This is a genomic window from Bradyrhizobium sp. UFLA05-153 (assembly GCF_054185185.1).
Window position 1 is genome coordinate 22,896 of sequence record NZ_JBBIAM010000081.1, and the last position, 21,861, is coordinate 44,756.

Annotated in this window: 14 protein-coding genes and 1 pseudogene; 4 read left to right on the forward strand and 11 right to left on the reverse strand. The window is 62.3% G+C overall.

Annotated elements, in window-relative coordinates; all coding sequences use genetic code 11:
• Window positions 1-37 precede the first annotated feature (37 nt).
• Entirely contained in the window at window positions 38-1,270 is a 1,233-nt protein-coding gene (locus Q2941_RS34785) for a cytochrome P450 (protein WP_458195263.1), read from the reverse strand.
• 122 nt (window positions 1,271-1,392) lie between these two features.
• On the opposite strand from Q2941_RS34785, the gene Q2941_RS34790 reads away from it, so the two are divergent.
• Window positions 1,393-2,001 (forward strand): TetR/AcrR family transcriptional regulator, encoded by a 609-nt coding sequence (locus Q2941_RS34790; protein WP_458195264.1) that lies wholly within the window; start codon window positions 1,393-1,395, stop codon window positions 1,999-2,001.
• Between the two features lie 140 nt (window positions 2,002-2,141).
• Here the strand turns inward: Q2941_RS34790 and Q2941_RS34795 are convergent, their stop codons facing one another.
• The 6 genes from Q2941_RS34795 to Q2941_RS34820 all read right to left on the reverse strand — a co-directional run bounded on the left by Q2941_RS34795 (window position 2,142) and on the right by Q2941_RS34820 (window position 8,077).
• On the reverse strand, window positions 2,142-3,287 hold the full coding sequence (locus Q2941_RS34795; protein WP_027522287.1) for an HlyD family secretion protein: 1,146 nt from the start codon (window positions 3,285-3,287) through the stop codon (window positions 2,142-2,144).
• Window positions 3,287-3,793, reverse strand: coding sequence for a DUF3302 domain-containing protein (locus Q2941_RS34800; RefSeq protein WP_458195265.1), 507 nt, complete (start codon window positions 3,791-3,793; stop codon window positions 3,287-3,289). The genes Q2941_RS34795 and Q2941_RS34800 overlap by 1 nt, the downstream gene beginning before the upstream one ends.
• A gap of 140 nt (window positions 3,794-3,933) precedes the next feature.
• Window positions 3,934-5,349 (reverse strand): DUF2252 domain-containing protein, encoded by a 1,416-nt coding sequence (locus tag Q2941_RS34805; protein ID WP_458195266.1) that lies wholly within the window; start codon window positions 5,347-5,349, stop codon window positions 3,934-3,936.
• Window positions 5,350-5,392: 43 nt separating this feature from the next.
• Window positions 5,393-7,093, reverse strand: a complete 1,701-nt coding sequence (locus Q2941_RS34810; protein WP_458195267.1) for a SulP family inorganic anion transporter — start codon at window positions 7,091-7,093, stop codon at window positions 5,393-5,395.
• A gap of 147 nt (window positions 7,094-7,240) precedes the next feature.
• Window positions 7,241-7,426, reverse strand: coding sequence for a hypothetical protein (locus Q2941_RS34815; protein ID WP_084801399.1), 186 nt, complete (start codon window positions 7,424-7,426; stop codon window positions 7,241-7,243).
• 111 nt (window positions 7,427-7,537) lie between these two features.
• Window positions 7,538-8,077: a hypothetical protein gene (locus tag Q2941_RS34820; RefSeq protein ID WP_458195269.1), complete on the reverse strand. Its 540-nt coding sequence runs from the start codon at window positions 8,075-8,077 to the stop codon at window positions 7,538-7,540.
• A 283-nt stretch (window positions 8,078-8,360) separates the two neighbouring features.
• On the opposite strand from Q2941_RS34820, the gene Q2941_RS34825 reads away from it, so the two are divergent.
• Together Q2941_RS34825 and Q2941_RS34830 are read left to right on the forward strand one after the other, a co-directional pair.
• Complete coding sequence (locus tag Q2941_RS34825; protein WP_458195270.1) at window positions 8,361-9,266, forward strand: transglutaminase family protein; 906 nt, start codon at window positions 8,361-8,363, stop codon at window positions 9,264-9,266.
• Between the two features lie 586 nt (window positions 9,267-9,852).
• On the forward strand, window positions 9,853-11,649 hold the full coding sequence (locus tag Q2941_RS34830) for a flavin-containing monooxygenase (RefSeq protein ID WP_458195271.1): 1,797 nt from the start codon (window positions 9,853-9,855) through the stop codon (window positions 11,647-11,649).
• Between the two features lie 24 nt (window positions 11,650-11,673).
• On the opposite strand, the gene Q2941_RS34835 is transcribed toward Q2941_RS34830, so the two are convergent.
• The 3 genes from Q2941_RS34835 to Q2941_RS34845 all read right to left on the reverse strand — a co-directional run bounded on the left by Q2941_RS34835 (window position 11,674) and on the right by Q2941_RS34845 (window position 18,227).
• Window positions 11,674-14,250, reverse strand: coding sequence for an EAL domain-containing protein (locus tag Q2941_RS34835; RefSeq protein ID WP_458195272.1), 2,577 nt, complete (start codon window positions 14,248-14,250; stop codon window positions 11,674-11,676).
• A gap of 160 nt (window positions 14,251-14,410) precedes the next feature.
• On the reverse strand, window positions 14,411-15,712 hold the full coding sequence (locus Q2941_RS34840; RefSeq protein ID WP_458195273.1) for an MFS transporter: 1,302 nt from the start codon (window positions 15,710-15,712) through the stop codon (window positions 14,411-14,413).
• A 118-nt stretch (window positions 15,713-15,830) separates the two neighbouring features.
• Window positions 15,831-18,227, reverse strand: a complete 2,397-nt coding sequence (locus Q2941_RS34845) for a bifunctional diguanylate cyclase/phosphodiesterase (RefSeq protein ID WP_458195274.1) — start codon at window positions 18,225-18,227, stop codon at window positions 15,831-15,833.
• 318 nt (window positions 18,228-18,545) lie between these two features.
• Here Q2941_RS34845 and Q2941_RS34850 point away from each other — a divergent pair.
• Window positions 18,546-19,693 (forward strand): annotated as a pseudogene (locus Q2941_RS34850) (ABC transporter substrate-binding protein).
• 551 nt (window positions 19,694-20,244) lie between these two features.
• Here the strand turns inward: Q2941_RS34850 and Q2941_RS34855 are convergent.
• Window positions 20,245-21,681 carry an arylsulfatase B gene (locus Q2941_RS34855; protein ID WP_458195275.1) on the reverse strand — a complete coding sequence of 479 codons (1,437 nt, stop codon included), beginning with the start codon at window positions 21,679-21,681 and terminating at the stop codon, window positions 20,245-20,247.
• Window positions 21,682-21,861: the final 180 nt, after the last annotated feature.

The window sequence follows — 21,861 nt, forward strand, 5'->3', positions numbered from 1 at the left end:
GCGATGTCACAGCGACTGTTGCGCACGGAGGTTAACGCTACCAGCTCGCCGGCAGCCGCTTCAGGCCGCGCAGGACGAAGGTCGGCCGCCATTCGGGGTTCTCGACGTCGTCGATCCGCAAGTCCGGCAGCCGCCTGAGCAGGGTGTTGATGGCGATTTCGGCCTCGATGCGCGCCAATTGGGCGCCCAGGCAGAAATGGATGCCGCCGCCGAACGACAGCGGCTTGACGTTCTCCCTGACGATATCGAGGCGGTCGGGGCTATCAGGATAGACGGCTGGATCGCGGTTGGCCGAGCCCAGGAGGCACAGCACGGTCTCGCCCTTGGGGATCCGCTTGCCGCCGAGATCGTCGATATCCTCCAGCGTGACGCGCCCGGTCATCTGCACCGAGGAATCGTAGCGCAAGAACTCCTCGATCGCGTTGGTGATCAGCTCCGGCCGCGCCTTGAGCAGTGCGAGCTGGTCCGGATTGCGGTGCAGGGCCAACAAGCCGTTGCCGATGAGATTGACGGTGGTCTCGTGGCCGGCGCCGAACAGCAGGATGATGTTGGCGGTCAGTTCCTCATTGGTCAGCTTGTGGCCGTCTTCTTCGGCCTGCACGAGCTGGGTGGTGAGGTCCTCGCCCGGATTGCGGCGGCGCAGCTCGAAGAGCTGCTGGAAGTACATCTGCGCCATCAGGTTGCCGGCGTTGCCCTGGCGGATCTCCTCCGGAGAGAGGGGCACGGGATCCAGAATCCGCCCGCCATCGCGCGAGCCCTTGTAGAAGGCCTCGCGATGATCTTCGGGGATGCCAAGCATGTCGCAGATGATCGTGACCGGCAGGCGGAAGGCATAATCCTCGATCAGGTCCATCCGCCCACGATCGATCACCTCGTCGAGCGTCTGGTCGACGATCTCCTGGATCCGCGGCCGCATGTCCTCGACCCGGCGCGCAGTGAAAGCTTTCACGACCAGACCGCGCAGGCGGGTGTGGTCTGGCGGATCGGCCTGCAGCATCCAATGGCTCATGCTGCGGAAGACCGGCTGCTCCATGATCTTCGGACCGTAGCGGCGCTTGCTGCGCTCGACGAAATCCTTGCCGAAGCGCCTGTCGCGCATCACGAGGCTCACCTCGGCATGCCGGCTCGCCACGAAGGAACCGAACGGGGTCACATGCATCGGATCGATCGTGCGCAACCGCTCATAGTGGGGATAAGGATCCCTGATGAAATCGGGGGCCAGTGGATTGAACAGCTGGTCGCTTGCCGCCGCCTGCGCATGCTCGTTCATGGTGACCTCAAATCGTTCACGACATCGAACACGCCGGAGCCGAAATAGGCGGCGTGACCATCCTGAAATCTGAAACTCGATACGTTATTGTATTGAGTTGCATCCTGAACTAAAATGCAGCGATGTCAAGAGTGAGGACCAGGCCGACCCGCGACGACACCCGCGACCAGCTGTTCGAGGCGGCCGCGCGCGTGTTCGAGGACCAGGGCATCGGCGGCGCCAGTATCGAGGCGATCGCAGCCGCCGCCGGTTTCACGCGCGGCGCGTTTTATTCGAACTTCGCCAGCAAGGACGAGCTGATCATCGCCATGCTCGAGGACCATGTCGAGCAGTCGATCCGGCGCAATCTCGACCTGCTCGCTGAGCATACCGACCTCGACGATTTCATCGCGGCGCTGAAGGCCATGGAGCGCAACCGCCGCGACCCGCTCGGCCGCTCGCCGCTGCTGCACATGGAGATGATCCTCTACGTCGCGCGCGCAGAGAAGCGCCGGCCGGAACTCGCAAAACGCCTGCGTGCGCGGCGCAAACTGGTCGCCGACATCATTCAGGGGGCACAAGTCGGCCACGCGAACAAGGTGAAAGATCCGTCCTGGGCCGCCGCCGTGGTATTGGCGCTAGATGACGGTTTTCGCCTGCACCGGCTGATCGATCCGGAGACCACGCCGGCCGACAGTTTTTTCCGCGCCATAAGCGATCTTCGCCGCGCGATGGGGCTTGTCTCAGGCTAGGAATGCCTGGCCACAGATCGGCGCGCGGACGTTCGCTGGCCCTGATCGCGGCGGAATAGCGGAGTTTCCCCAACGGCTGCCAAGGGCGAATCTCGGACCTCGGCACCTGCACCGGGCGGGATCTCCGAACTAAGAGTTTCCTAGAGGGACTCAAAGAAGATGTAGTTCTGCCAGCTTCGCATCCGCAGAAGAATCTTCCGCAGCAATGAAAGTTCGTGAAAGTGCTCGGTGTAGATGGCGGCTTCGCCGGCCGCCCCGAGCGGAATTTGATAACCCGAGATGTCATCGACGATCTCGAGGACGGCCAGAGCGCGGTCTCCGGGCAGCGCTCCCCCGACATTTACTAGCGTCCCCGTGGTTTGAAGCTGGCCACCTGCGATCGCATCGATCACCACTTGGACCTTGGCCTTGAATACGCGGCCCGGTATGCCCTTGAACAGAACTTCGGCCTCATCGCCGGCGCGAACCCGCTGCAGGGCGTTTTGCTGGAACGCGGCTGCAAATTTCCGGTCCCTTTGGCTGTCGTTGACGAAAATCATGGCTGGACGGAAGGGCGCCGGGACCACATACACGCCCGGCCGCAGCGCGAGCTCGGTGACAAAGCCACTGGTGGGTGCGCGAACAGTGGTCTGGTCCAGATCGAATTGAGCATCAGCAAGTTCGTTGCGAAAACGCACGATCGCCGTATGTTCGCCATTAACAGTCGCGCCATACGCCTGCCGGGCACGATCTTCCGCAGCATTAGCTTCGGCCACTGTCTGTTTTGCCGCGTCGAGATTGCGCGTTGCGGTATCGAGCGTCGCCTGCGCGACGACTTGTTTCTGGAACAGCGTCGCCTGACGATCGTAGTTCTCTTGGGCCAGCTCCAGTTGCGCCTTAGCCTTTCCGGTCGCCGCCGCGGCTTGATCAACCGACGCCTTGAGCTGGGCAACATTGGCCTCGGCATCGGCCAGTCCCGCCTTTTTTTCGGCGACGGTGTACTCGTATGGCTTGGGATCGATCTTGAACAGAACTTCGCCGGCCTCGAGATGTTGGTTGGTGCGGTCTTCGACTGGCACCTCGACCACGCGTCCGCGGACGCCGGGCAATATCGGCGTCACGGTGAAGTAAATGCGTGCATTCGTGGAGAACGGGTGGTTGTAGGCCATCGTGATGAACAACAGCGAAAGCCCAAAAATGCCGCCGAGCGCCGCTGTCGCAAGTGTCCATTGATTGACCGGGATTCTGAAAAGCTTGAACGTGGCATAACAGAGCGCCACGTAAGTCAGGGTGAGCAGGATTTCCATCAGCGGCCTCCCGTCCCGACCTTGGAGAGCGCCTCCGCTATCGTATTTCGGCTCTCGGCACTGGCGGCTTCTGTCGCGGGAACTTTCACCTTATCGACAGCCGAGACTGCTTCCTGCGGCGGCTCTGAGTCGACCCTGCCTTCCTGAACGTGAACTGCTCGATCTTCGATGCCGACCTTGGCCTCGATCGCTGCCAATCGATGCTTAAGCTCCTCCAGTTCAGCCACAGCCTCCTTGGGCGAGGTCGGTTCGCCCGGCTTGTGGCCGAAGCCCCAGCCACGTTCCGGCTGATACATCATCGCCCAGATCCAAAGGAACGGCCACAGCAGGTGCAGCAGGAAGAGGCTGATCCATCCGGCGGCATGGATTGCGTCCTCGTGCGGATGATGGCGGGCCTTGGCGATCCGGGCCGGAATGTCGTGGATCGCGATGATGCCGTAGACCAGCACGATCACCACGAAAAACAGCAGACCAAGCGCGAAGTAATTCAGGAATGGGTCTTCCATGGCGATCCCCATCCGGGTCCAGAATTGCAAGGCTCCGGCAATACCTCGCGCTCGGCGCGAGAACTCAATTGATCTAGATCAAGTCAAGTCTTCCATTGCCATGGCGCTGAACGGTCTCTGCGGTGGAGTTGGCTGTCAATTTAGAACCCCTGCCGGGCAGCTATCCTTCCGTTTCGCACCGCAGCCTTGAGCGCCGCATGATCACGTTCGGCCTGATCTGCATACGCCAACGCGAATTTTCCCATGGCCGCATCGAACGCCTCGTTCGAACCACCGAGGTATCCGCTGATGGTTGCTGAAATCTCGCTCGCCTTTGCGTGGGCGCGGGCGAGTACCCAGCCGCAAGCTTGCGCGTAGACATCCAGCATTTCGGCATCAAAGGTTTCCACCAAGGGCTTGATTTTGGCATCGTGCAACTGCCGCACGTAAAACTGCCGGCCGTTGGGAGCGGTCGTCCACCCGAGAAAAATGTCTGACACGGGCTGCATCAAGCGCTGCCCCATCACGACGCGCTGTCCGTGATGGGAGTATGCGCTTCGTCCGGCGTAAGGTTCGAGCACCGATTGCGCCGCTTCCTTGAATTGCAGAAACAAGGGATCGTTGCCCTCTGACATCATCAAAGCGATCCAGCACCTCCGGCCGACGCTGCCGACACCGACCACTTTGATGGCAACGTCGACGAGGCGGTATCGATCAAGAAGCGTGCGTCGGTCGGCGGCCAGCGATTCTCGGTAGGTTTGAAAAAGCTCCTCGAGTGTTGACGCCGCCTCGAGGCTGGCGGTGCTGTCGGGATGAAAGATGAGCGGCGGCTGATCGGTAATGCGGATCTGCCCGCCCACCGAGCCTGCAAGCTTCGGAAACTCAAATTCCGAACCCGTGTGAGCTGCGGCCTTGTCGATCCGCTTCCTGACCTTTTTTTGCAAAGCTTTCGGTAAGGATGCGATGAAATCCGCGGCACTGGTTTCGGCGTACCAGATTTGGAGCGGGTCCATCCTGGAGAATTTGCGCATGTGTTCGCGGTACATGCGGGCAGAACTGATGGCGCAGTCGCGGCCCTGGGCGTCGGACAATCCGTTCGATCTCGCAGCGAGCACAATCGATGCGACCAATCGCTTGACGTCCCATTCCCAGGGCGCGGAAGAAGTTTCGTCAAAGTCGTTGATGTCGAAGATGATGCTGCGTTCGGGCGTGGCAAACCCTCCAAAATTGAGAAGGTGACAATCGCCGCAGGCCTGCACCTTCAATCCGGTGATTGGCACTCGCGCCAGGTCCGCCGCCATGATGCCGGCAGACCCGCGATAAAACGCAAAGGGAGACTGCAGCATCCGGCCGTACCGGATGGGTATGAGCTTTTTCAACCGGCCAGCGTCCGATTTGAGCAAAAGCTCGATCGGGTCCGCCCGTCCCTTGAGGCTATTCCAGCGCCCGTGCTGCTCGCGTCGGACCTTGTCACGCAACGCCTTGCCGGCCGCTATTCGCGCGTCTGGCGAGACGATATGCAGAGCAGGCAACGCAAGGGAAGTTGCGGGTTCAACGATGTGCCTCGTGTGTTCCATCTTAGGGTGACCGCATGCCAATCAACGGGTTTTCCGGCGGCGCCTAGGCAACGCCGCCTTGCTGCTGCCAAGCTCGGACGCAATCCGTGGTCCTTTCATAGAAATTGTCTGCTCCGACAATTGCCTCGATCCCGGCACGTTTCATATCGTCTCGAACCGCATCGCGAACACGGACAAAGGCGACGCTCATCCCCATCTTCTCCAGCTCCTTGATGAGACCAAGGAGTTCATCTCCCGCACTGACGTCGATGAAGTTGACGGAAGAGCAATCCAGAAGCACACGCTTGACGTCTGGCCGTGCGGCCAGTGATGCTTTCAAGGCGGAACTCATGTGTTCAATGCTGGCGAAGAAGAGGTCGCCGCCCGTTCGCCAGATCAGCAGGCCCGGAAACGTAGCAGCCTCGGGATGGTGCCGGACGTCGCGATAAGCCTCCGTGCCCGGAAGTTGCCCAAGCTCCGCTCCCCTTGGATGGCTCGCAAGGTAGACCAACGTCAGCAACGAAAGCACGACGCCCAGGGCGATGCCCTGGAGTACGCCCAGAGTCAGTTCGCCGAGGATGACAATCACACAATTGGCAAACGACCAGCGGCTTCGGGCGAACAATTCGCGCAGGTAGCTCGGCTTTGTCAGATGCAACATTGCTGCAATGACGATGGCCGCGAGCGCCGGCTGGGGCATGTTTCGGAAGAGGGGGGTCAGAAAGATCAGCGTGAAGAAGCAGAAGACCGCCGCGATGAGGTTGGCGACCTGGCTGCGGGCGCCTGCCGCCGTGGCCACCGAAGTCTTCGACAGGCTGCCTACAACGAGGAATCCGCCGAACAGCCCGCTCAGCATGTTTGCCGGCCCGTGCGCAATCAACTCCTGGTTCGGATCAATCTTGCCGCCGCTTTGCAGGGCTGCTGCCTTGGCCGCGCCGAGCGCTTCTGCATAGCCGACCAGGACGATGGCGAGCGCGCCTGGCACAAGCTCGCTCAGGGTGGAAATCTCCAGAGTCGGAACCGTAAAGTGGGGCAAGCCGGATGGGAGGTGGCCCGCCACATGCACACCAGTCGCCTCTCCGCCGAGCAATCCGATCACGATTGTCGCGGTGGCCATGACCACGAGCGCCGCCGGCACAGCGGGCGCGATGTGGCGGAGCAGGAGCATGGCGGCAAGCGACAATATGCCGGTTACGACAGGCGCGGCCGAAGCGTCCGGTAGATGCTGCAAGATATGCCAAAGCTTCGTGAAGAAATTGCCCGACGCGCCGCTGATGCCGAGCAGATGTGGCACCTGGCCGATGATGGTGACGTAGACCAGACCTTCGATGAAGCCCCGCATAACGGGCGTGGGGATGAAGCTTGCGACCCACCCCATGCGCAGAATTCCAAAAGAGAGGAAGAAGAAGCCGATCAGGACAGCCAGGGTGGAGGTCAGCGAATTGTACTCCGCAGTTCCCTGCGTTGCGATGGCGCCGACGGTCACCGCGGAGATCAGGCCGGTCGCTGTGTCGGGTCCTACCACGAGCTGTCGCGACGTGCCGAGCAGCGCGTAGGCGAGTAACGCCGGCACGATCGTGTAGAGACCCATGATCGGCGGCACGCCGACGATGCCCGCATAGGCCATTCCCTCGGGCACCATGACGGCCCAGAGCGCGAGGCCGGCAAGAACGTCAGGCAACAGCCAATCGCGGCGATAGCCTGGAATCCAGTCGAGGATCGGCAAAAATCTGTGAGTCACAGACGCAACGTCGGAGTTGGCCATGGCCCGGCCTCCCGCGTATGAACCCGTTCACTGCATTTAAAAGTAGATCGAATGACACAAAGCGGCTGAGACCCGATGAACTGGGTCTGGCCACCCGCTGCTCCCCGATAGTGACTTCGAGCAATTTAGCGTCCAAATCCGAGCGTTTCAGTCCGCCTTCCTTAATATTTCAAAGCCATTGGCCTTGAGTTCTCGCAGGATGACCGTGGTCAAATGCGAACATTCTTCAGGCTTGATCCAGCATGGACTCCTCCAGTCGGGATCGTCTTCCTTTGGGTAGTTGACAAAAGCGGAGCGAATTGCCGCCTGAATTACCTCTGCGGAATCTGGCATTGGAGGCCTCTCAACGGGACCGCCGCAAGCAGCGCCGAGTTATGCATCGTTGGTGTTCGAGCGAATTTAGAGGGCGGCTCTTGAGCCGCCCTTCATCGGTGCAATGAGGATCTACTGACAGACGTGCATCAGGCCGTCATCGCCTTTGAACATGCTGCCAGGATCGCAGACGATTCCATAACGCGCCTTGTAGCCAGCCCATCCATCAACGCCATACCAAGGGCCATTCGCAGGATAAGCCCTTTGCAGGTAGAACGGACTGGTCTGGATGGCGCCGCCGCCATAATAGGCATTGGCCGCCAAAGCCCCACTGCCGACGTATGGCCGGCCGCCATAGTAACCAGTACCACCCCAGCCCCAAGGCTGGGTGGCGGCGACGGTTGCCGTGCCAGCGGCGCTTGCAAGGCCGGCGTAGTTAACCGCCATCGGGCCTGCAATGCCGGCCGAGTCGTACTGGTACGCAGCCCGCCGGTTTTGCCGGCGTGCGACACCCGCAACGCTCACCGGAGTGAGCGGACGACCGACTCGCGCCTGGGCACTCTCGATCGACAGCGAGACCCCGCGTTGCTCGGACCAGCCGAAGGAGAGCAATGCCGCGCATGCGAAGGTCGAGGTTGCTATCGCAACGTTTCTCAGACTCACCTGCTTCATGGATTGACTCCACTATTTGCTGCCCGACTGAGGATGCGCCGTCGGTTCCAGAACGAGCATTGCGCCAGATCAAAGGTTTTCCAGAAGATTGCTTGCATGAGGCAACGATGCTGACGCACTGCCGTGCTTCGCCAAACGGACCGACCTCCAAGCCTGTTCGATCACGTCTGTTCAATTGGATCTTTCGGGAATAGAACGTTGCGTACATTCCGAATGTCGGTCGTGTTGGCGCTGCATTCCGGTGAGCCATTGATGTGATCAATCGATCCGGCTCGGAGGAGCAATGGCCATTCTCTTCGAGATCAAGCACACCACCACCTACAGCTATGCAAACCCGGTGGCGTTCGGTACGCATCGGGCCATGTTCCTGCCGAGGCCTGCAGCACGCGGGCGTTTAATAAGCTGGTCTGCAAGGACCAATCTCTCTTCCCGTATCCGCTGGATCAGCGACGGCCTTTCCAACAATCTAACGGAGATCGAGCTCGACGAACCCGGCAAGGAATTGACCTTTACGTTCGAGTTTCAAGGCGTCCATTTTGGAGCCAAGGGCGTTGAGCAATTTGCGCTGGAACGAAGGGCCGAACTCGTACCGGTGCAATACACGCAGGACGAATGGACCGACCTTGCCGGCTTCATGCGCCCGCATACCGGCGATCCCGACCTGGCCGTTGCAACCTGGGCCAGGAGCTTCGTCGCCGATGGCAGGGGGCAAACGATCGATGTCCTGCAACGGATGCTCGACGCTTTCCGCGATACCTTCACCTACGAAGCGCGGGAAACGGAGGGTACCTTGGCTCCGGGTGAAACTCTGCGTTCGAAATCAGGAACCTGCCGAGACTATGCCTGGCTCATGATCGAGGCCTTGCGCCGGCTCGGCTTCGCCGCTCGCTTCGTCAGCGGTTACATCTATGACGCCGCGCTCGATGGAGGCGACGCAGGGATGACTGGGTCGGGCGCCACCCATGCCTGGGTGCAGGTGTTCCTCCCCGGTGCCGGCTGGATGAATTACGACCCGACCAATCATATCAACGCCGGCTTCGATCTCATCCAGGTGGCGGTTGCCCGACATCCGGGCCAGGCCGTGCCGCTGGCGGGGGCGTGGTTCGGCAACGCGGGGGACTATCTCGGCATGTCAGTCCATGTCGCGGTCCACAAACTTGGCGATGTCACCGATCAATCCGAGGGATAGAAGGCAACGCGCAAGCGCGTCATTGATCGCTCACCGTTCCAATCGGAACCGTCCCCCCAACATAGGTGGCGCTGCCCTCCACTATGCGAACGAATGCTGTTCGAGGCCCGCTGCCGAGAACTTCGATCCTGCTGGCCTGAAGCGCTTTGCACGTCAGCAGCGTCAACAGAAGGCTCTCATCGTTGGGCGTTGACCGTAATGTTGAAGAATGTATCTGTCGGCACCGAGTTGGATATCACGCAGGCAGCAGGCATCCTGGACATCGCAAGGCCGGTCGAGCCCGAGATCAATCAGTAGTGCGACACCGGTGAAGGCGACGCGCGTCAAGCGTGCTGAAAGCTCACGTAGCTGACCTTGTGAAACACGAGCGGGCTGCACGCAGATTCGTCGCTGGACAGCGCCTCGCCGAGAATGATGTCCTGGTCGCCGCCAGCCGTTCGAGCCGCGCAAGTATCGAGACAGGGGCGGCTGAGAAGCGCTGAATCCGACCGGGAACCTCGCCGCACCAGCCTGGATTCCCGCGATAGTTGGGCTAAGGTGACGCTGCCTGCGCAGAAAAATTGCAAACGACATCCGGGAGGAAGTGATGCTCGACACAACGCTTGCCGCGCGCGTTCAGGTTTTCCTCGACAAGTTTGAAGCCGCGCTCGCGGCGGGCGATCTCGACGCCGCCGTGGGAATGTTCGCTCCGGAATGCTACTGGCGCGACCTTGTCGCCTTCACCTGGAACATCAAGACCATGGAAGGCCGGGATCAGGTCCGCGACATGCTCGCGCATTGCCTCGCGCATGCGAAGCCGCGCAACTGGAAGATTGCCGAGGGTGAAACGCCAACCGAGGCAGGCGGCGTGACCGAGTCCTGGATCTCGTTCGAGACCGAGCTCGCGCGCGGATATGGACTCATCCGACTGCAGAACGGCCAGATCTGGACGCTTCTAACGACGATGGCCGAACTCAAGGGCCATGAGGAAAGGGCTGGCTTCAGCCGGCCACTCGGCGCCAGGCACGGCTTCAATCCCGGCGCCAAGACCTGGAAGGAACTGCGCGACGAGGAAGTCGAGCAACTCGGCTTCAAGACCCAGCCCTACGTGCTTATCATCGGCGGCGGACAAGGCGGCATTGCGCTCGGGGCTCGACTGCGCCAGCTCGGGGTCCCGACGATCATCGCCGAAAAAAACGCACGCGCCGGGGATTCCTGGCGCAACCGCTACAAGTCGCTCTGCCTGCACGACCCCGTCTGGTACGACCATCTACCTTATATCGATTTCCCCAAGAACTGGCCTGTGTTCTCGCCCAAGGACAAGATCGGCGATTGGCTGGAAATGTACACCAAGGTCATGGAGCTGAACTACTGGACGAACACCACGGCCAAACGCGCCAGCTGGGACGACACCAAGAAGGAATGGACCGTCGTCGTCGAACGCGACGGCAAGGAGATCACGCTGCGGCCCAAGCAGCTTGTGTTCGCGACCGGCATGTCAGCCAAGCCGAACATGCCGAAAATCAAAGGCATGGAAACCTTCAAGGGCGAGCAACACCATTCCTCACGTCATCCCGGCTCCGACGGCTACAAAGGCAAGAAGGTGGTGGTGATCGGCTCGAACAATTCGGCTCATGATATCTGCGCTGCGCTGTACGAGGCCGGCATCGACGTAACGATGGTGCAGCGTTCGACAACCCACATTGTGCGCTCGGACTCGCTGATGGAGACGCTCGGCGATCTCTATTCCGAACGCGCCGTCCGCGCCGGAACGACCACGGCGAAGGCCGATCTGATCTTCGCTTCACTGCCCTATCGGATCTTGAATCAGTTTCAGAAACCGGTCTACGACAAGATCCGCCAGGACGATGCCGCCTTCTATGCCGGGCTGGAGAAGACCGGCTTCAGGCTCGACTTCGGTGACGACGATTCCGGACTATTCATGAAGTATCTGCGCCGCGGCTCGGGCTATTACATCGACGTCGGCGCCTCGCAGCTCATCATTGACGGCAAAATCAAACTGTTCGCTGGACAGGTCGAGGAAATCACGCCCAACGGCGTCAGGCTCGACAACGGCAAGGAATTGCCTGCGGACGTGATCGTCTATGCCACCGGCTACACCTCGATGAATGGCTTTGTCGCCGATCTCGTGAGTCGGGAAATGGCTGACAAAGTCGGCAAGGTCTGGGGCCTCGGCTCGGATACGACAAAGGACCCCGGCCCATGGGAAGGTGAACAACGCAACATGTGGAAGCCGACGCAGCAGGAAGGCCTATGGTTCCACGGCGGCAATCTGCATCAGTCGCGACATTACTCGCAATTCCTTTCCCTGCAGTTGAAGGCGCGCTACGAGAGCATCCCGACGCCGGTCTATGGCCTGCAGACCGTCCATCACAAGGCCTGAGGTTGCCGAGTGCACAATGGGGCGTCAGGCCGTGCGCTTGACCGGCCTGGCATCGCCCTGCGCGCGATCGAGATGGTCGTGCATCGCCTTCGCCTGCTCGGCGCTGTGATCGAGCAGCCAGCGTTCGAACGCGACAGGCGTCAGCGCCGGTGCGTAGAGAAAACCCTGCACGACGTCGCAGCCGAGCTCGGCGAGCACCTTGCGCTGCGCCTCGGTCTCGACGCCTTCGGCAACCACGGTCATGCCGAGGCCCTGACCGACGCGGACGACGGCGGTGGCGATGGCGAGCGCACCAGCATCAGCTTCGATGTCGCGCATAAAACTGCGGTCGATCTTCAGCTCTCGGATCGGCAGATGCGCCAGCCGGCTCAGGCTGGAATAGCCGGTGCCGAAATCGTCCAGCGAAAGCCCAACGCCGAGTTCGCGGATCGCCTTCATGGTCTCGAGCGCAACCGCCCGCTCCTGCATGAACGCGCCCTCGGTGATCTCGAGCATCAAGGCGTCCGGCGGCAGCTCGTGCGCGGCGAGGACGTTTCCGACATGCTTTGCCAGCACGACGTTGCGGAAATTGATCGGCGAGAGGTTGACCGACACGCTGGGGATGTCGAGCCCGGCGCAGCGCCAGCCCGCCATCTGGCGGCACGCCTCGCGGATCGACCACAGGCCGATCTGCTCGATCAAGCCGCATTCCTCGGCAAGCGGAATGAATTTGGCCGGTAAGACCTCGCCGAGGTCGGCGTCATGCCAGCGCGCCAGCGCCTCGACGCCATGGATGGCGCCGTCAATGGTGCGGATCTGCGGCTGGTAGCGCAGGCTGAGCTTGTCCTCCGCGATGGCGCGCCGCAGCGCGGCAGTGAGAACGAGCCGCTGCTCGGCGAGCCCATTCATGTCGGCGCTGAAGAAGCGATGGGTGGAGCGTCCCGCCTGCTTGGCCTTGTACATCGCCGCATCGGCCTGCTGCATCAGCGTGTCGATATCGGTGGCGTGATCGGGATAGAGGCTGATGCCGATGCTGGCGGACATCTGCATCTGCCGCGCGCCGAGCCGCAGCGGCTCGGCCAATGCCTCGGTGATCCGGCGCGCGATGCGCGCGGCACCCTCGGCGTCGCGGTTCGGCAACAGGATGACGAATTCGTCGCCGCCGAGCCGGCCGAGCATGTCGCTGGGCTCGATCTGCGCGCGCAGGCGATGCGCCAGCTCGACCAGCAGCTCGTCGCCCGCGGCGTGGCCGAGCGTGTCGTTGACGTCCTTGAAATGATCGAGATCGAGAAACGCCAGCGCGACGTGGCTGCCCGGACGACAATCGTCGATGGCGGCCGTGATCAAGTGGCGCAGCTGCACGCGGTTCGGCAGGCCGGTGAGGATGTCGTGATAGGCGAGCCGCGCGATCTCCGCGCGCGCTTCCTTGCGCTCGATCGCGAGCGCGCCGAGATTGACGCAGGCATCGACGATGCGCCGGTGCCAGCGGCTCGGTGCGCGCGGCTCCCTGTAGTAGAAAGCGAAGGTGGCGATGACCCTTCCGTCCTTCGCCTTGACCGGGGTCGACCAGCAGGCGCGCAGGCCGACCGACAGTGGCATCGCCTTGTAGGGCTGCCAGCGCGGATCCCTGTCGATATCAACAGCCAGGACCGGCTTGCCGTAGTAGGCGGCCGTGCCGCAGGAACCGACATCGGGTCCGATCGCGACGCCGTCCAGCGCGCGTGAATAGTCATCGGGAAGGCTGGGACCGCCGAGCGGATGCACGAAGCCGGCGGCATCGACGTGAAGCAGCGAGCAGACGACATCGGGCGCGATCTCCTCGACGCGCCGGCACAGCCGGTCGGCGATCTCGGTGATCGGCACCTCGTCGGCAAGCGCGCACGTGATCAATTGCTGGAGCGATCGCAGCTGCTTGGTTTCGGTGATGTCCTCGAGCAGGGCGAAGATATGCTTGACCCGGCCCTTGCGATCGCGGAAGGCGTCGATCCTGGCAGCAACCCAGATCTCCTCGCCATCCTTGCTGTAGAGCATCACCTCGGCTTCGCCGCCGCGGCCACCCGCCATCAGCCGTTTGCCGAGCCTTGCAAGCGCCCTGCGGTTGGTATGGCGGCCGGCCACGAGCTCGCTCACGGGCCGCCCCTCGGTCTCACCGGAGGCATAGCCGAACACGGTGGCGAAGGCCGCGTTGGTGTAGCGGATCTTCAGTTCGGTATCGGTGATGATCACCGCGCGATTGGTCTGGTCGGACACGGCGTTGAGCAGTCCGATCCGCACGCGGCGTTCGGCCTCCTCGGTGACGTCGCGAACGAAGACCGCGTAATGGGTTGTGCCGATGGACGAAAGCGATATCGCAGCCCTGATCCGCGTGCCGTCGCACCGCACGAGGCTGATCTCGTCGCGAAACCCCGCCGCGATTGGCTCGCCCAGGCATTTGAGCGCGAGAATGCGGGCATCGCGTCCAAGCGCGTCCGTGCGCGGGAGCTTCCAGAGTCGCTCCGCGGCTGCGTTGAAATGCGTGATCCTGCGGTCGGCATCGACGATGACAAAGCCGTCCTCGGCCAGCTCCAGCGCAGCCAGCAGGACTTCCGGAGTTCCGATCGCAGGGCAATCGTTGGCGGACATCGTTGGACCCGGGCGCGTCGCAACCAGATGCGACAAGGACGGCAAGCCTAGCGGTCCGATGGTGTCCAAGAGGTTGGCTCAACCTGGCATGGGCTCGCCAAGATGAGACATGCTTAAGATTCCGCGAAGAAGAGCCGAGGAATTGCGAAGGGAAGCGGACCTATGCGGCGCCGGTTCCCGGCTGAAGCTTGTGCAGCCGGCCTGCGACCGCCCTCACCTTGCGAGGTGCGGCCTGCCAGATCGACAACGCCGACAGTCCGCTCGCGACCATCGCGATGACAAAGGCAAGCGTGTAGTCGCCGGCAAGATCATAGAGGAAGCCCGTCACCCAGGGCCCGGCCGCGCCGCCCGCCAGCGCGGCCAGCATGATCATGCCGAAGATGCTGCCCTGATTCCTTCCCCCGAAGATCTCGAACACCACCGCGCCCATGATCGAAGTCAGCCCGTAGCCGAGAGCCCCTTGCGTAAACACCATCAGGTAGACGAGCCAGAGTGAGGCTTCGAATTTCAGCGCGATCAGCGCAGCAAAGCAGATCGCAAAGCCTGTGCAGCTCATCGCCCAGACCCATTCCCGGCCGATCCGGTCCGAGACATGGCCGAACAGGATCTGGCCGGGAATGCCGAGCAGGCTGACGGCGCCGAGCGCCCACACTGCGACGCTCGGGCTGAAGCCGATGTCGAGCAGGAACTTGGTCTGGTGCACCTGCACCGCGTACCAGATGTACAGACCGCAGAAATAGCCGAGCGCGATCCACCAGAACCGCGCCGTCCGCAGCGCAAGCTTCAGGGTCCAGTCGGTGCCGGCCCAGACGGGATCGACGATGTTGGAGACGGGCTTTGCCGCGCTTGCCGACGGCGCGGCATCGCCGTCCGGCCGCAAACCGAGATCCTCCGGCCGCTTGCGCAGCAGCAGGTTGATCGGCGCTAGCGCGATCAGCAGCAAGAGTCCCATCGCAGTGCAGGCGGTGCGCCAGCCGCTCTGCTCGATCATGTGCTGCACCCAGGGCAGCAGCGTCACCGAGCCGATGCCGACGCCGGCAAAGGCGATACCGATGGCGAAGCCACGCTTGCGGATGAACCAGTTCGGCAGGAACAGCGACTGGCCGGAATAGCCGAGGCAGACGCTGCCGGCGCCGACCATGACGCCGATGGTGACATAGAGATGCCAGGGCTGGCTCGTCAGCGGCGCCAGCAGGAGGCCGCCCGCCATCAGCGCGACGCCGACCTCCATCACCGCGCGCGGACCTGCGCGATCCATCAGCCGGCCGATCAGCGGGCTGACCACGCCCGAGACCACGAAGCCAAACGAGAAGGCGCCCGCGGTGATGCCGCGATCCCACCCGAACTCGGAGATTATGGGAGGAAAGAACAATGAAAACGCGGTGCGCGCGTTGACCCCGATGGCCATGGTGACGAACGTCACCGCGACCACGACCCAGCCATAGAAGAACGGAAGCCGCATTGTGTTGGTTTCATCCCTGGACGATCTTTCCGATCATCCGGGGATGTCCGGGTCAAGCGCTTTTCGCGCATGCCCGGGCCACGTTTGCATGCGACGGACCTTTGCGCGGCGATGCGTCTCAGGCCGCGTCGAGCTGCGAGCGGGAGACCGGCGCCTCCGGCGCGATCCGTTCGATCGGCTGCGGCCGTCCGAGCAGATAGCCTTGCGCGAAATTCACGCCGAGCCCCTTCAGCCGCTCGAACTGTTCACTGGTCTCGACGCCCTCGGCGGTCACCGACATGTCGAGGCCGCGCGCCAGCGTCACGATCGAAGAGATGATGGCCGAGCTGCGCGGCCGATAGCTGAGATTGCTGATGAAGGACTTGTCGATCTTGATCTTGTCGAACGGAAACGCCGTCAGGTAGCTCAGCGACGAATAGCCGGTGCCGAAATCGTCGAGCGCGAGCTCGATGCCGATGCTCTTGAGCCGCTCCATGAAGGCGTGGTTCTCGATGCCGCGCTCCAAAAGGACGGACTCGGTGATCTCGATCTCGAGGCGCTCCGGCGGCAGGCCGGAATCTTCCAGCGCCGCGCAGATCACGTCGAACAGCTCGGCTTCCTTGAACTGCACCGGTGACAGGTTGACGGCGACCCGCGCGTCCGAAGGCCACGACGCCGCGTCCTCGCAGGCGCGCCGCAGCACCCATTCGCCGAGCGCCACGATCAAGCCGGTCTCCTCCGCGAGCGGAATGAACTGGTCCGGCGGGATCAGCCCGCGCGTCGGATGACGCCAGCGCACCAGTGCCTCGAAGCCGCGGCGCTCGCCGCTGGCGACGTCGACGAAGGGCTGGTAGTGCAGCTCGAACTGACAGCGCGCGATGGCGTCGCGCAAGTCACCCTCGAGCATGTTGCGCGCCTCGAGGTCGGCCGACATCGCCTCGTCATAGATGGTGAAGCAGTTGCGTCCCGCACCTTTCGAGCGATAGAGCGCGAGGTCCGCCTTCTTCAGAAGCTGTTCCTGGTTGCTGCCGTGCTCCGGCGCGATCGCAATGCCGATGCTGGTGCCGATCTCGACGCGGTGGCCGGGCAGGAAGAACGGCTCGGTGACGAGCTTGGCGATCCGGCCCGCGAGCTCGGTCGAGCACACCCGCTGATCGTCGCAGCCTTCCTGGATGATCGCGAACTCGTCGCCGCCGAGCCGCGCCAGCACGTCGTTCTGGCGCAGCGCGGATTTCAGGCGCTGCGCGACCTGGCGCAGCAAGAGGTCGCCGGCGCCGTGGCCGAGCGAGTCGTTGACGTTCTTGAAGCGGTCGAGATCGAGCATCAGGATCGAGAAGGTCAGCCCGTCCTCGCGCATCTGGCGGTTGATCTCGTCCAGCCGCGCGAGGAAGAAGGCGCGGTTCGGCAGCCCCGTCAGGATGTCGGTCTGGGCCAGCTCGAGCACCCGGCGGTTGGCGAGCGACAGCCGCCGCGAGTTGCGGCTCGCGAGCACGAGGTAGCTCGCCAGCGACAGCGTCAGAAGCATGCCGACGACCAGCACCGTGAGCGCGCGGTCATAAGCGGTTTCCAGCGGACCACCGGCGGTCGGCACGGCACGCACCTGCCAATCGGTGTCGCCGATACGCAAGCCACCCGACCAGTGCACGCCCTTCGACACGTCGCTCATCGATTGCGGCGCGGTCGCCGAGGACGCGAAATCCGGCAGCGACTGCTCCAGGCTGACGATCTGCCCCGTGAAGGGCGGATAGACGTTGACGCTGATCGCGGGACTTGCCGCCGTCGTGGTCCGGATGGCGCGCAGCAGCAGCGGCAGATCGAACACGGCGACGATGACGCCCGCCTGGTTGCGGCGGCGATCGGCAACCGTGTCGCGCGAGGTGCCCTTGGCGTAGACGGGGACGACGACGAGGACGTTCGGCAACTGGCCGCCTTCCCGCGGCTCGTAGAGTCGCGTGCGCAGCGCCGCGATCCGGTCATTGTCGCGCGCGCGCTCGATCGCGGCATAGCGATCCGGAATGGTCGCGTAGTCCATGCCGTAGACCGGCGAGGTCTTCGGCTGCGTGGAATAGAAGACCGGGAAATACTCGTCGCCCTGCGGCGCGGTTGTGAAACCGTCGCCCTCGCCCTGAAGCGATTTGATGCGATAGCCGGACACACCGTCCGCGACTGCGGCGGCTTCGTATTCGGCACGCTCCTTGCGGTTGATCCGCGGCAACCATGCGACGCGGAGCATGCCGGGGTGATGCTCGAACAGCCGTCCCGCGAACGTCTCGAACTCGCTGCGAGAGACGTCCTCGTTGGCCGATTCGAACAGGGTACGCAGCGCCACGAGCCGGCTGATATATTCGTTCATGCCGTTCTGCACGACGATGGCTTCGGTTTCGGCCGCGCTCTCGAACTCGACCTTGTTGACGCGGTCCTCCCAGCGCGCGACCGCAGCCGCGCCCACCACCGAGAACGACAGGCCGAGGATTGCGGCGACCAGCGCAGGGCGATAGAGCCCGAACAACGGCGCAGGACGCCATCGCGCGATCATGCGCTTCCGATCCTGATCATTCTGATCGCGATCGCCCATCTCTCTTAAGCCGTCCCTCTGGCGTGACGGATCGAACTTCTGGTTGAGCCGTCAGAACGACGATCGGACATGGGGCTCGGTTAAGAAGTGCACAATTTCACTGCGGCGCCGGCCGCAACTGCGGAGCTTAGTTAACGTTTCCCCCGCACGTCGCTGCATCATGGAAACAATCTGCACGGATTCACCGGAGTAATACGGAGCACGATCAGCCTTGCGGTTAGCGAGACCGTGGCACTATCGTTCTTCCGTAATTCCCGCAAATCCCCTATCAGCTTCGCCATGACACGAGTCCGTTCCGCGACACGCATCATTCTGGCCGTCGTGCTGGCTGCATTCGTTGCGCCGGCGGCCCGAAGCGAGGAGGCTGGCGTCAGCACCGACGCGATCCTGTTCGGCCAGGCTGCGGCGCTCGAGGGGCCCTCCTCCGCGCTTGGCTTACGCTTGCGGCAAGGCATCGTTGCCGCCTTCAACGAGATCAACGCCAAGGGCGCAAGCTGCAACTGATCAGCCGCGACGACGGCTATGATCCCGACCGATCGGTGGCGCAGACGCTGCGGCTGATCGACGAGGACAAGGTGTTCGCACTGATCGGCGCGGTGGGCACGCCGACCGCGATGGCGACCATCCCGATCACCAGCCTCAGGAACATCCCCTTCATCGGTCCGTTCAGCGGCGCGGAATTCCTGCGCGATCTGGAGCTCAGCAACGTCGTCAACATCCGCGCCTCCTACGGCGCGGAGGCCGAGGCCTGGATCAAGCATCTCACCGAGGATCGCAAGTTCAGCCGCATCGGGATCTTCTACCAGGACGACGCCTTCGGCCGCGACGGTCTCCTGGGCGTGAAACGCGCGCTCGCCAAGCGCGGCCTCGAGCTTGCCGCCGAAGGCACCTTTGAGCGCAACACCAAGGCCGTCGCGTCGGCCTGGCGGATGCTCAGGCGCGCCGAGCCCGAAGCCATCGTCATGGTCGGGACCTACGGCCCGTGCGCGGAGTTCATCAAGCTCGTGCACCGCAGCGGTCTCAATCCGACCTTCGTTAACATCTCCTTCGTCGGCGCCAATGCGCTCGCAAAGGAGCTCGGGCCCGAGGGCGAAGGCGTCATCGTCTCGCAGGTCGTGCCGTTTCCCTGGGACGCATCGCAAAAGCTCGTTGCCGACTACCAGGCGGCGCAGAAGGCGTTCGAAGCGACGCTCACGCCGGACTTCGTGTCGCTGGAAGGCTATATCTCCGGGCGCCTTGCGGCCGCCGCACTGGAGAAGACGGGGCCGAACCCGACGCGCGCCGAGCTGCTACGGGTGATCAACGACGTCGGCCGCTTCGACATCAGCGGCAACACCATCACCGTCGGCGTGCACATGATCGACACACCGCCAAAGGTGTTTCTGACGATGATCCAGAAGGACGGGACGTTCAGGCCGATCGACTAGGGCGCCTACTTATGAACCCGCACCATGGGCCCGAGCTGGGCCATCAGCAGCCTTGCGGCACTTGGCGCCGCTTTCGGGTCAGACCTCGAGCTACAGCCTCGCCCTCCTCCGCCGGGATTTTAGCCGACCCAAGCCGAGCTGCCGCCTGAGCAGCGGTCGCAAGAACTGCAAGGCACGGCGAGAGCGCTATTTTTGAATTCGCACAATATTTGATGTGAAAGAAGATCCGTAGCGGTACCGCCGCGTTATTGTCCCCTCACGCGTTTAACCAGCAGCGGTCGGCCTGACGATCGTGTGGCGACCGTTTTCCCGCAGAAAGCCGACATGGCGGTGGCTCTTGCGCTGTTCGGCTCAGGGCCATCGGCGGATGCTCAGGTGTTTGGCTGAAACCAGCCGAATATCGCAACGACGGAGCATCCAAGCAGGCCGACTGTCTTCAGGCCCATTTCCAGTCAGTACCGGACAAGAGCGGTATCTCTATGAACAACCATCTGCCGACATTGCTCGATCACCTCTTGAAGGGCGAGCGACCCCGAGAACACGGTTGGAGATCAATCCACCTGCTCGTAGAACGCATCCTCGTCGGGCAATGCCGGGGGCCTACCGGTCAGTTCCTTGGTAACGCCCTTAAAGACTTCGGTGAGAAGTTGCGATTTCGACATCTCTGCTGCCAAGCCATCAATTCGCTTCTGTAATTCGGCGACCTTTTCAGGATTTTGCCCTGCAAGGTTGCTCTTTTCGTAGGGGTCTTGCGCCAAGTTAAAGAGCTCAATTTTCGATGGCAACGTCGTTCGCCAGACCAGTTTCCAATCCCCCTTGCGAACTGCACCGCGAAACATTTCAACGTTGTACACCACCTCGTCGCGCGGCGATGCTTTGCCATCGCTGATGGTCGGCCACATGTCGAAGCCATCAAGCGGCTTGCTCTTGCCGAGGCTCGCGCCGCCAAGTTTGGCCAGCGTCGGGTAGTAATCCACCACATGCATCATCTGGTCGACGATGGTGCCCGGCTTGATCCTGCCCGGCCAGTTGATGAGAGACGACACCCGCGTGCCTCCCTCGTACAAGTCTCCCTTTCCGCCACGATAAGGCCCGTTACTCGCAGGCAGCGGTCCCTTCACCTCGGTCTCGCCCGCCAGATGGGCCGATTGATTGCCGCCATTGTCGCCGTGGAAAACGATTATCGTGTTTTGCCGCAATCCCTTCTTTTCTAGCGCCTTCACGACCCGGCCAATCTGGTCATCCATGGCCGTGATCATCGCAGCATAGGTGCGGCGGTTAGGGTCACTGATTTGCTTGTACCTCTCGATATACTCCTGCGGAGCCTGATAGGGCGTATGGGGTGCAGTGAAGGCGAGATACAAAAAAAAAGGCTTCCTGGTGTTCTGTGCGTCGATGAAGCGAACCGCGTCATCGCCCAACAGGCTCGTCACATAGCCCTTCTCATTGACTGGCTTGTTGTCCCGATACCAATCAAGCTTGCCGTGGACGGAGTGCGTGAAGTAGTCGATCTCGCCAAGTTGCGCGCCATACTGATAGTCGAAACCGCGTTGCTTTGGCCAAAACTCGCGTTTGGCATGACCGAGATGCCATTTGCCCACAATCGCAGTTGTGTAACCGGCCTCCTTCAGCGCTTGAGGGAGGAGCCATTCATCAGTCGGCAGGCCATAGGACGAAGATGCGGGAATGACCAAGGTTTGCAGTCCGTAGCGTAAGGGATAGCGACCAGTCATCAAAGCCGCTCGCGTAGGCGTACACATGGGCTGTACGTAGAATTGTTCGAGCCGTGCCCCGGTCTTTGCGAGCTCATCAATATTGGGTGTCAGGATGTCGGAGCCGTGAAATCCGACATCGGCCCAACCCAGATCGTCGGCCAGGATATAGATGATATTGGCCTGCGACTGCTGCGCAGCAGTTGGCGCTGCGGCGCCGAAGCAAGTCGCTAGACCCACGAGCACGGAAGCCACCGCGAACAGTGTTCTCTTCATATTGTCATCCCCAGCGCCGGAGGTCCCCGGCAAAAATTAGATCACCTGAAACTATGGCGGTTGGACCTAGCAAAAGGGTTGATTATGCAAAGTGGGCGCTGAGGGTCGTGGTAGGGACGAGGATTGCTCCTCGCCCCCCACCCAGATCCCGGCGAGCGCTGCTAACGCACCGGGCTCCTC

Bases quoted from the DNA above. Each gene is read 5' to 3' on its own strand.
- Q2941_RS34785 (WP_458195263.1), bottom strand. From the start codon at position 1,270: ATGAACGAGCATGCGCAGGCGGCGGCAAGCGACCAGCTGTTCAATCCA.
- Q2941_RS34790 (WP_458195264.1), top strand. From the start codon at position 1,393: ATGTCAAGAGTGAGGACCAGGCCGACCCGCGACGACACCCGCGACCAG.
- Q2941_RS34795 (WP_027522287.1), bottom strand. From the start codon at position 3,287: ATGGAAATCCTGCTCACCCTGACTTACGTGGCGCTCTGTTATGCCACG.
- Q2941_RS34800 (WP_458195265.1), bottom strand. From the start codon at position 3,793: ATGGAAGACCCATTCCTGAATTACTTCGCGCTTGGTCTGCTGTTTTTC.
- Q2941_RS34805 (WP_458195266.1), bottom strand. From the start codon at position 5,349: ATGGAACACACGAGGCACATCGTTGAACCCGCAACTTCCCTTGCGTTG.
- Q2941_RS34810 (WP_458195267.1), bottom strand. From the start codon at position 7,093: ATGGCCAACTCCGACGTTGCGTCTGTGACTCACAGATTTTTGCCGATC.
- Q2941_RS34815 (WP_084801399.1), bottom strand. From the start codon at position 7,426: ATGCCAGATTCCGCAGAGGTAATTCAGGCGGCAATTCGCTCCGCTTTT.
- Q2941_RS34820 (WP_458195269.1), bottom strand. From the start codon at position 8,077: ATGAAGCAGGTGAGTCTGAGAAACGTTGCGATAGCAACCTCGACCTTC.
- Q2941_RS34825 (WP_458195270.1), top strand. From the start codon at position 8,361: ATGGCCATTCTCTTCGAGATCAAGCACACCACCACCTACAGCTATGCA.
- Q2941_RS34830 (WP_458195271.1), top strand. From the start codon at position 9,853: ATGCTCGACACAACGCTTGCCGCGCGCGTTCAGGTTTTCCTCGACAAG.
- Q2941_RS34835 (WP_458195272.1), bottom strand. From the start codon at position 14,250: ATGTCCGCCAACGATTGCCCTGCGATCGGAACTCCGGAAGTCCTGCTG.
- Q2941_RS34840 (WP_458195273.1), bottom strand. From the start codon at position 15,712: ATGCGGCTTCCGTTCTTCTATGGCTGGGTCGTGGTCGCGGTGACGTTC.
- Q2941_RS34845 (WP_458195274.1), bottom strand. From the start codon at position 18,227: ATGATCGCGCGATGGCGTCCTGCGCCGTTGTTCGGGCTCTATCGCCCT.
- Q2941_RS34855 (WP_458195275.1), bottom strand. From the start codon at position 21,681: ATGAAGAGAACACTGTTCGCGGTGGCTTCCGTGCTCGTGGGTCTAGCG.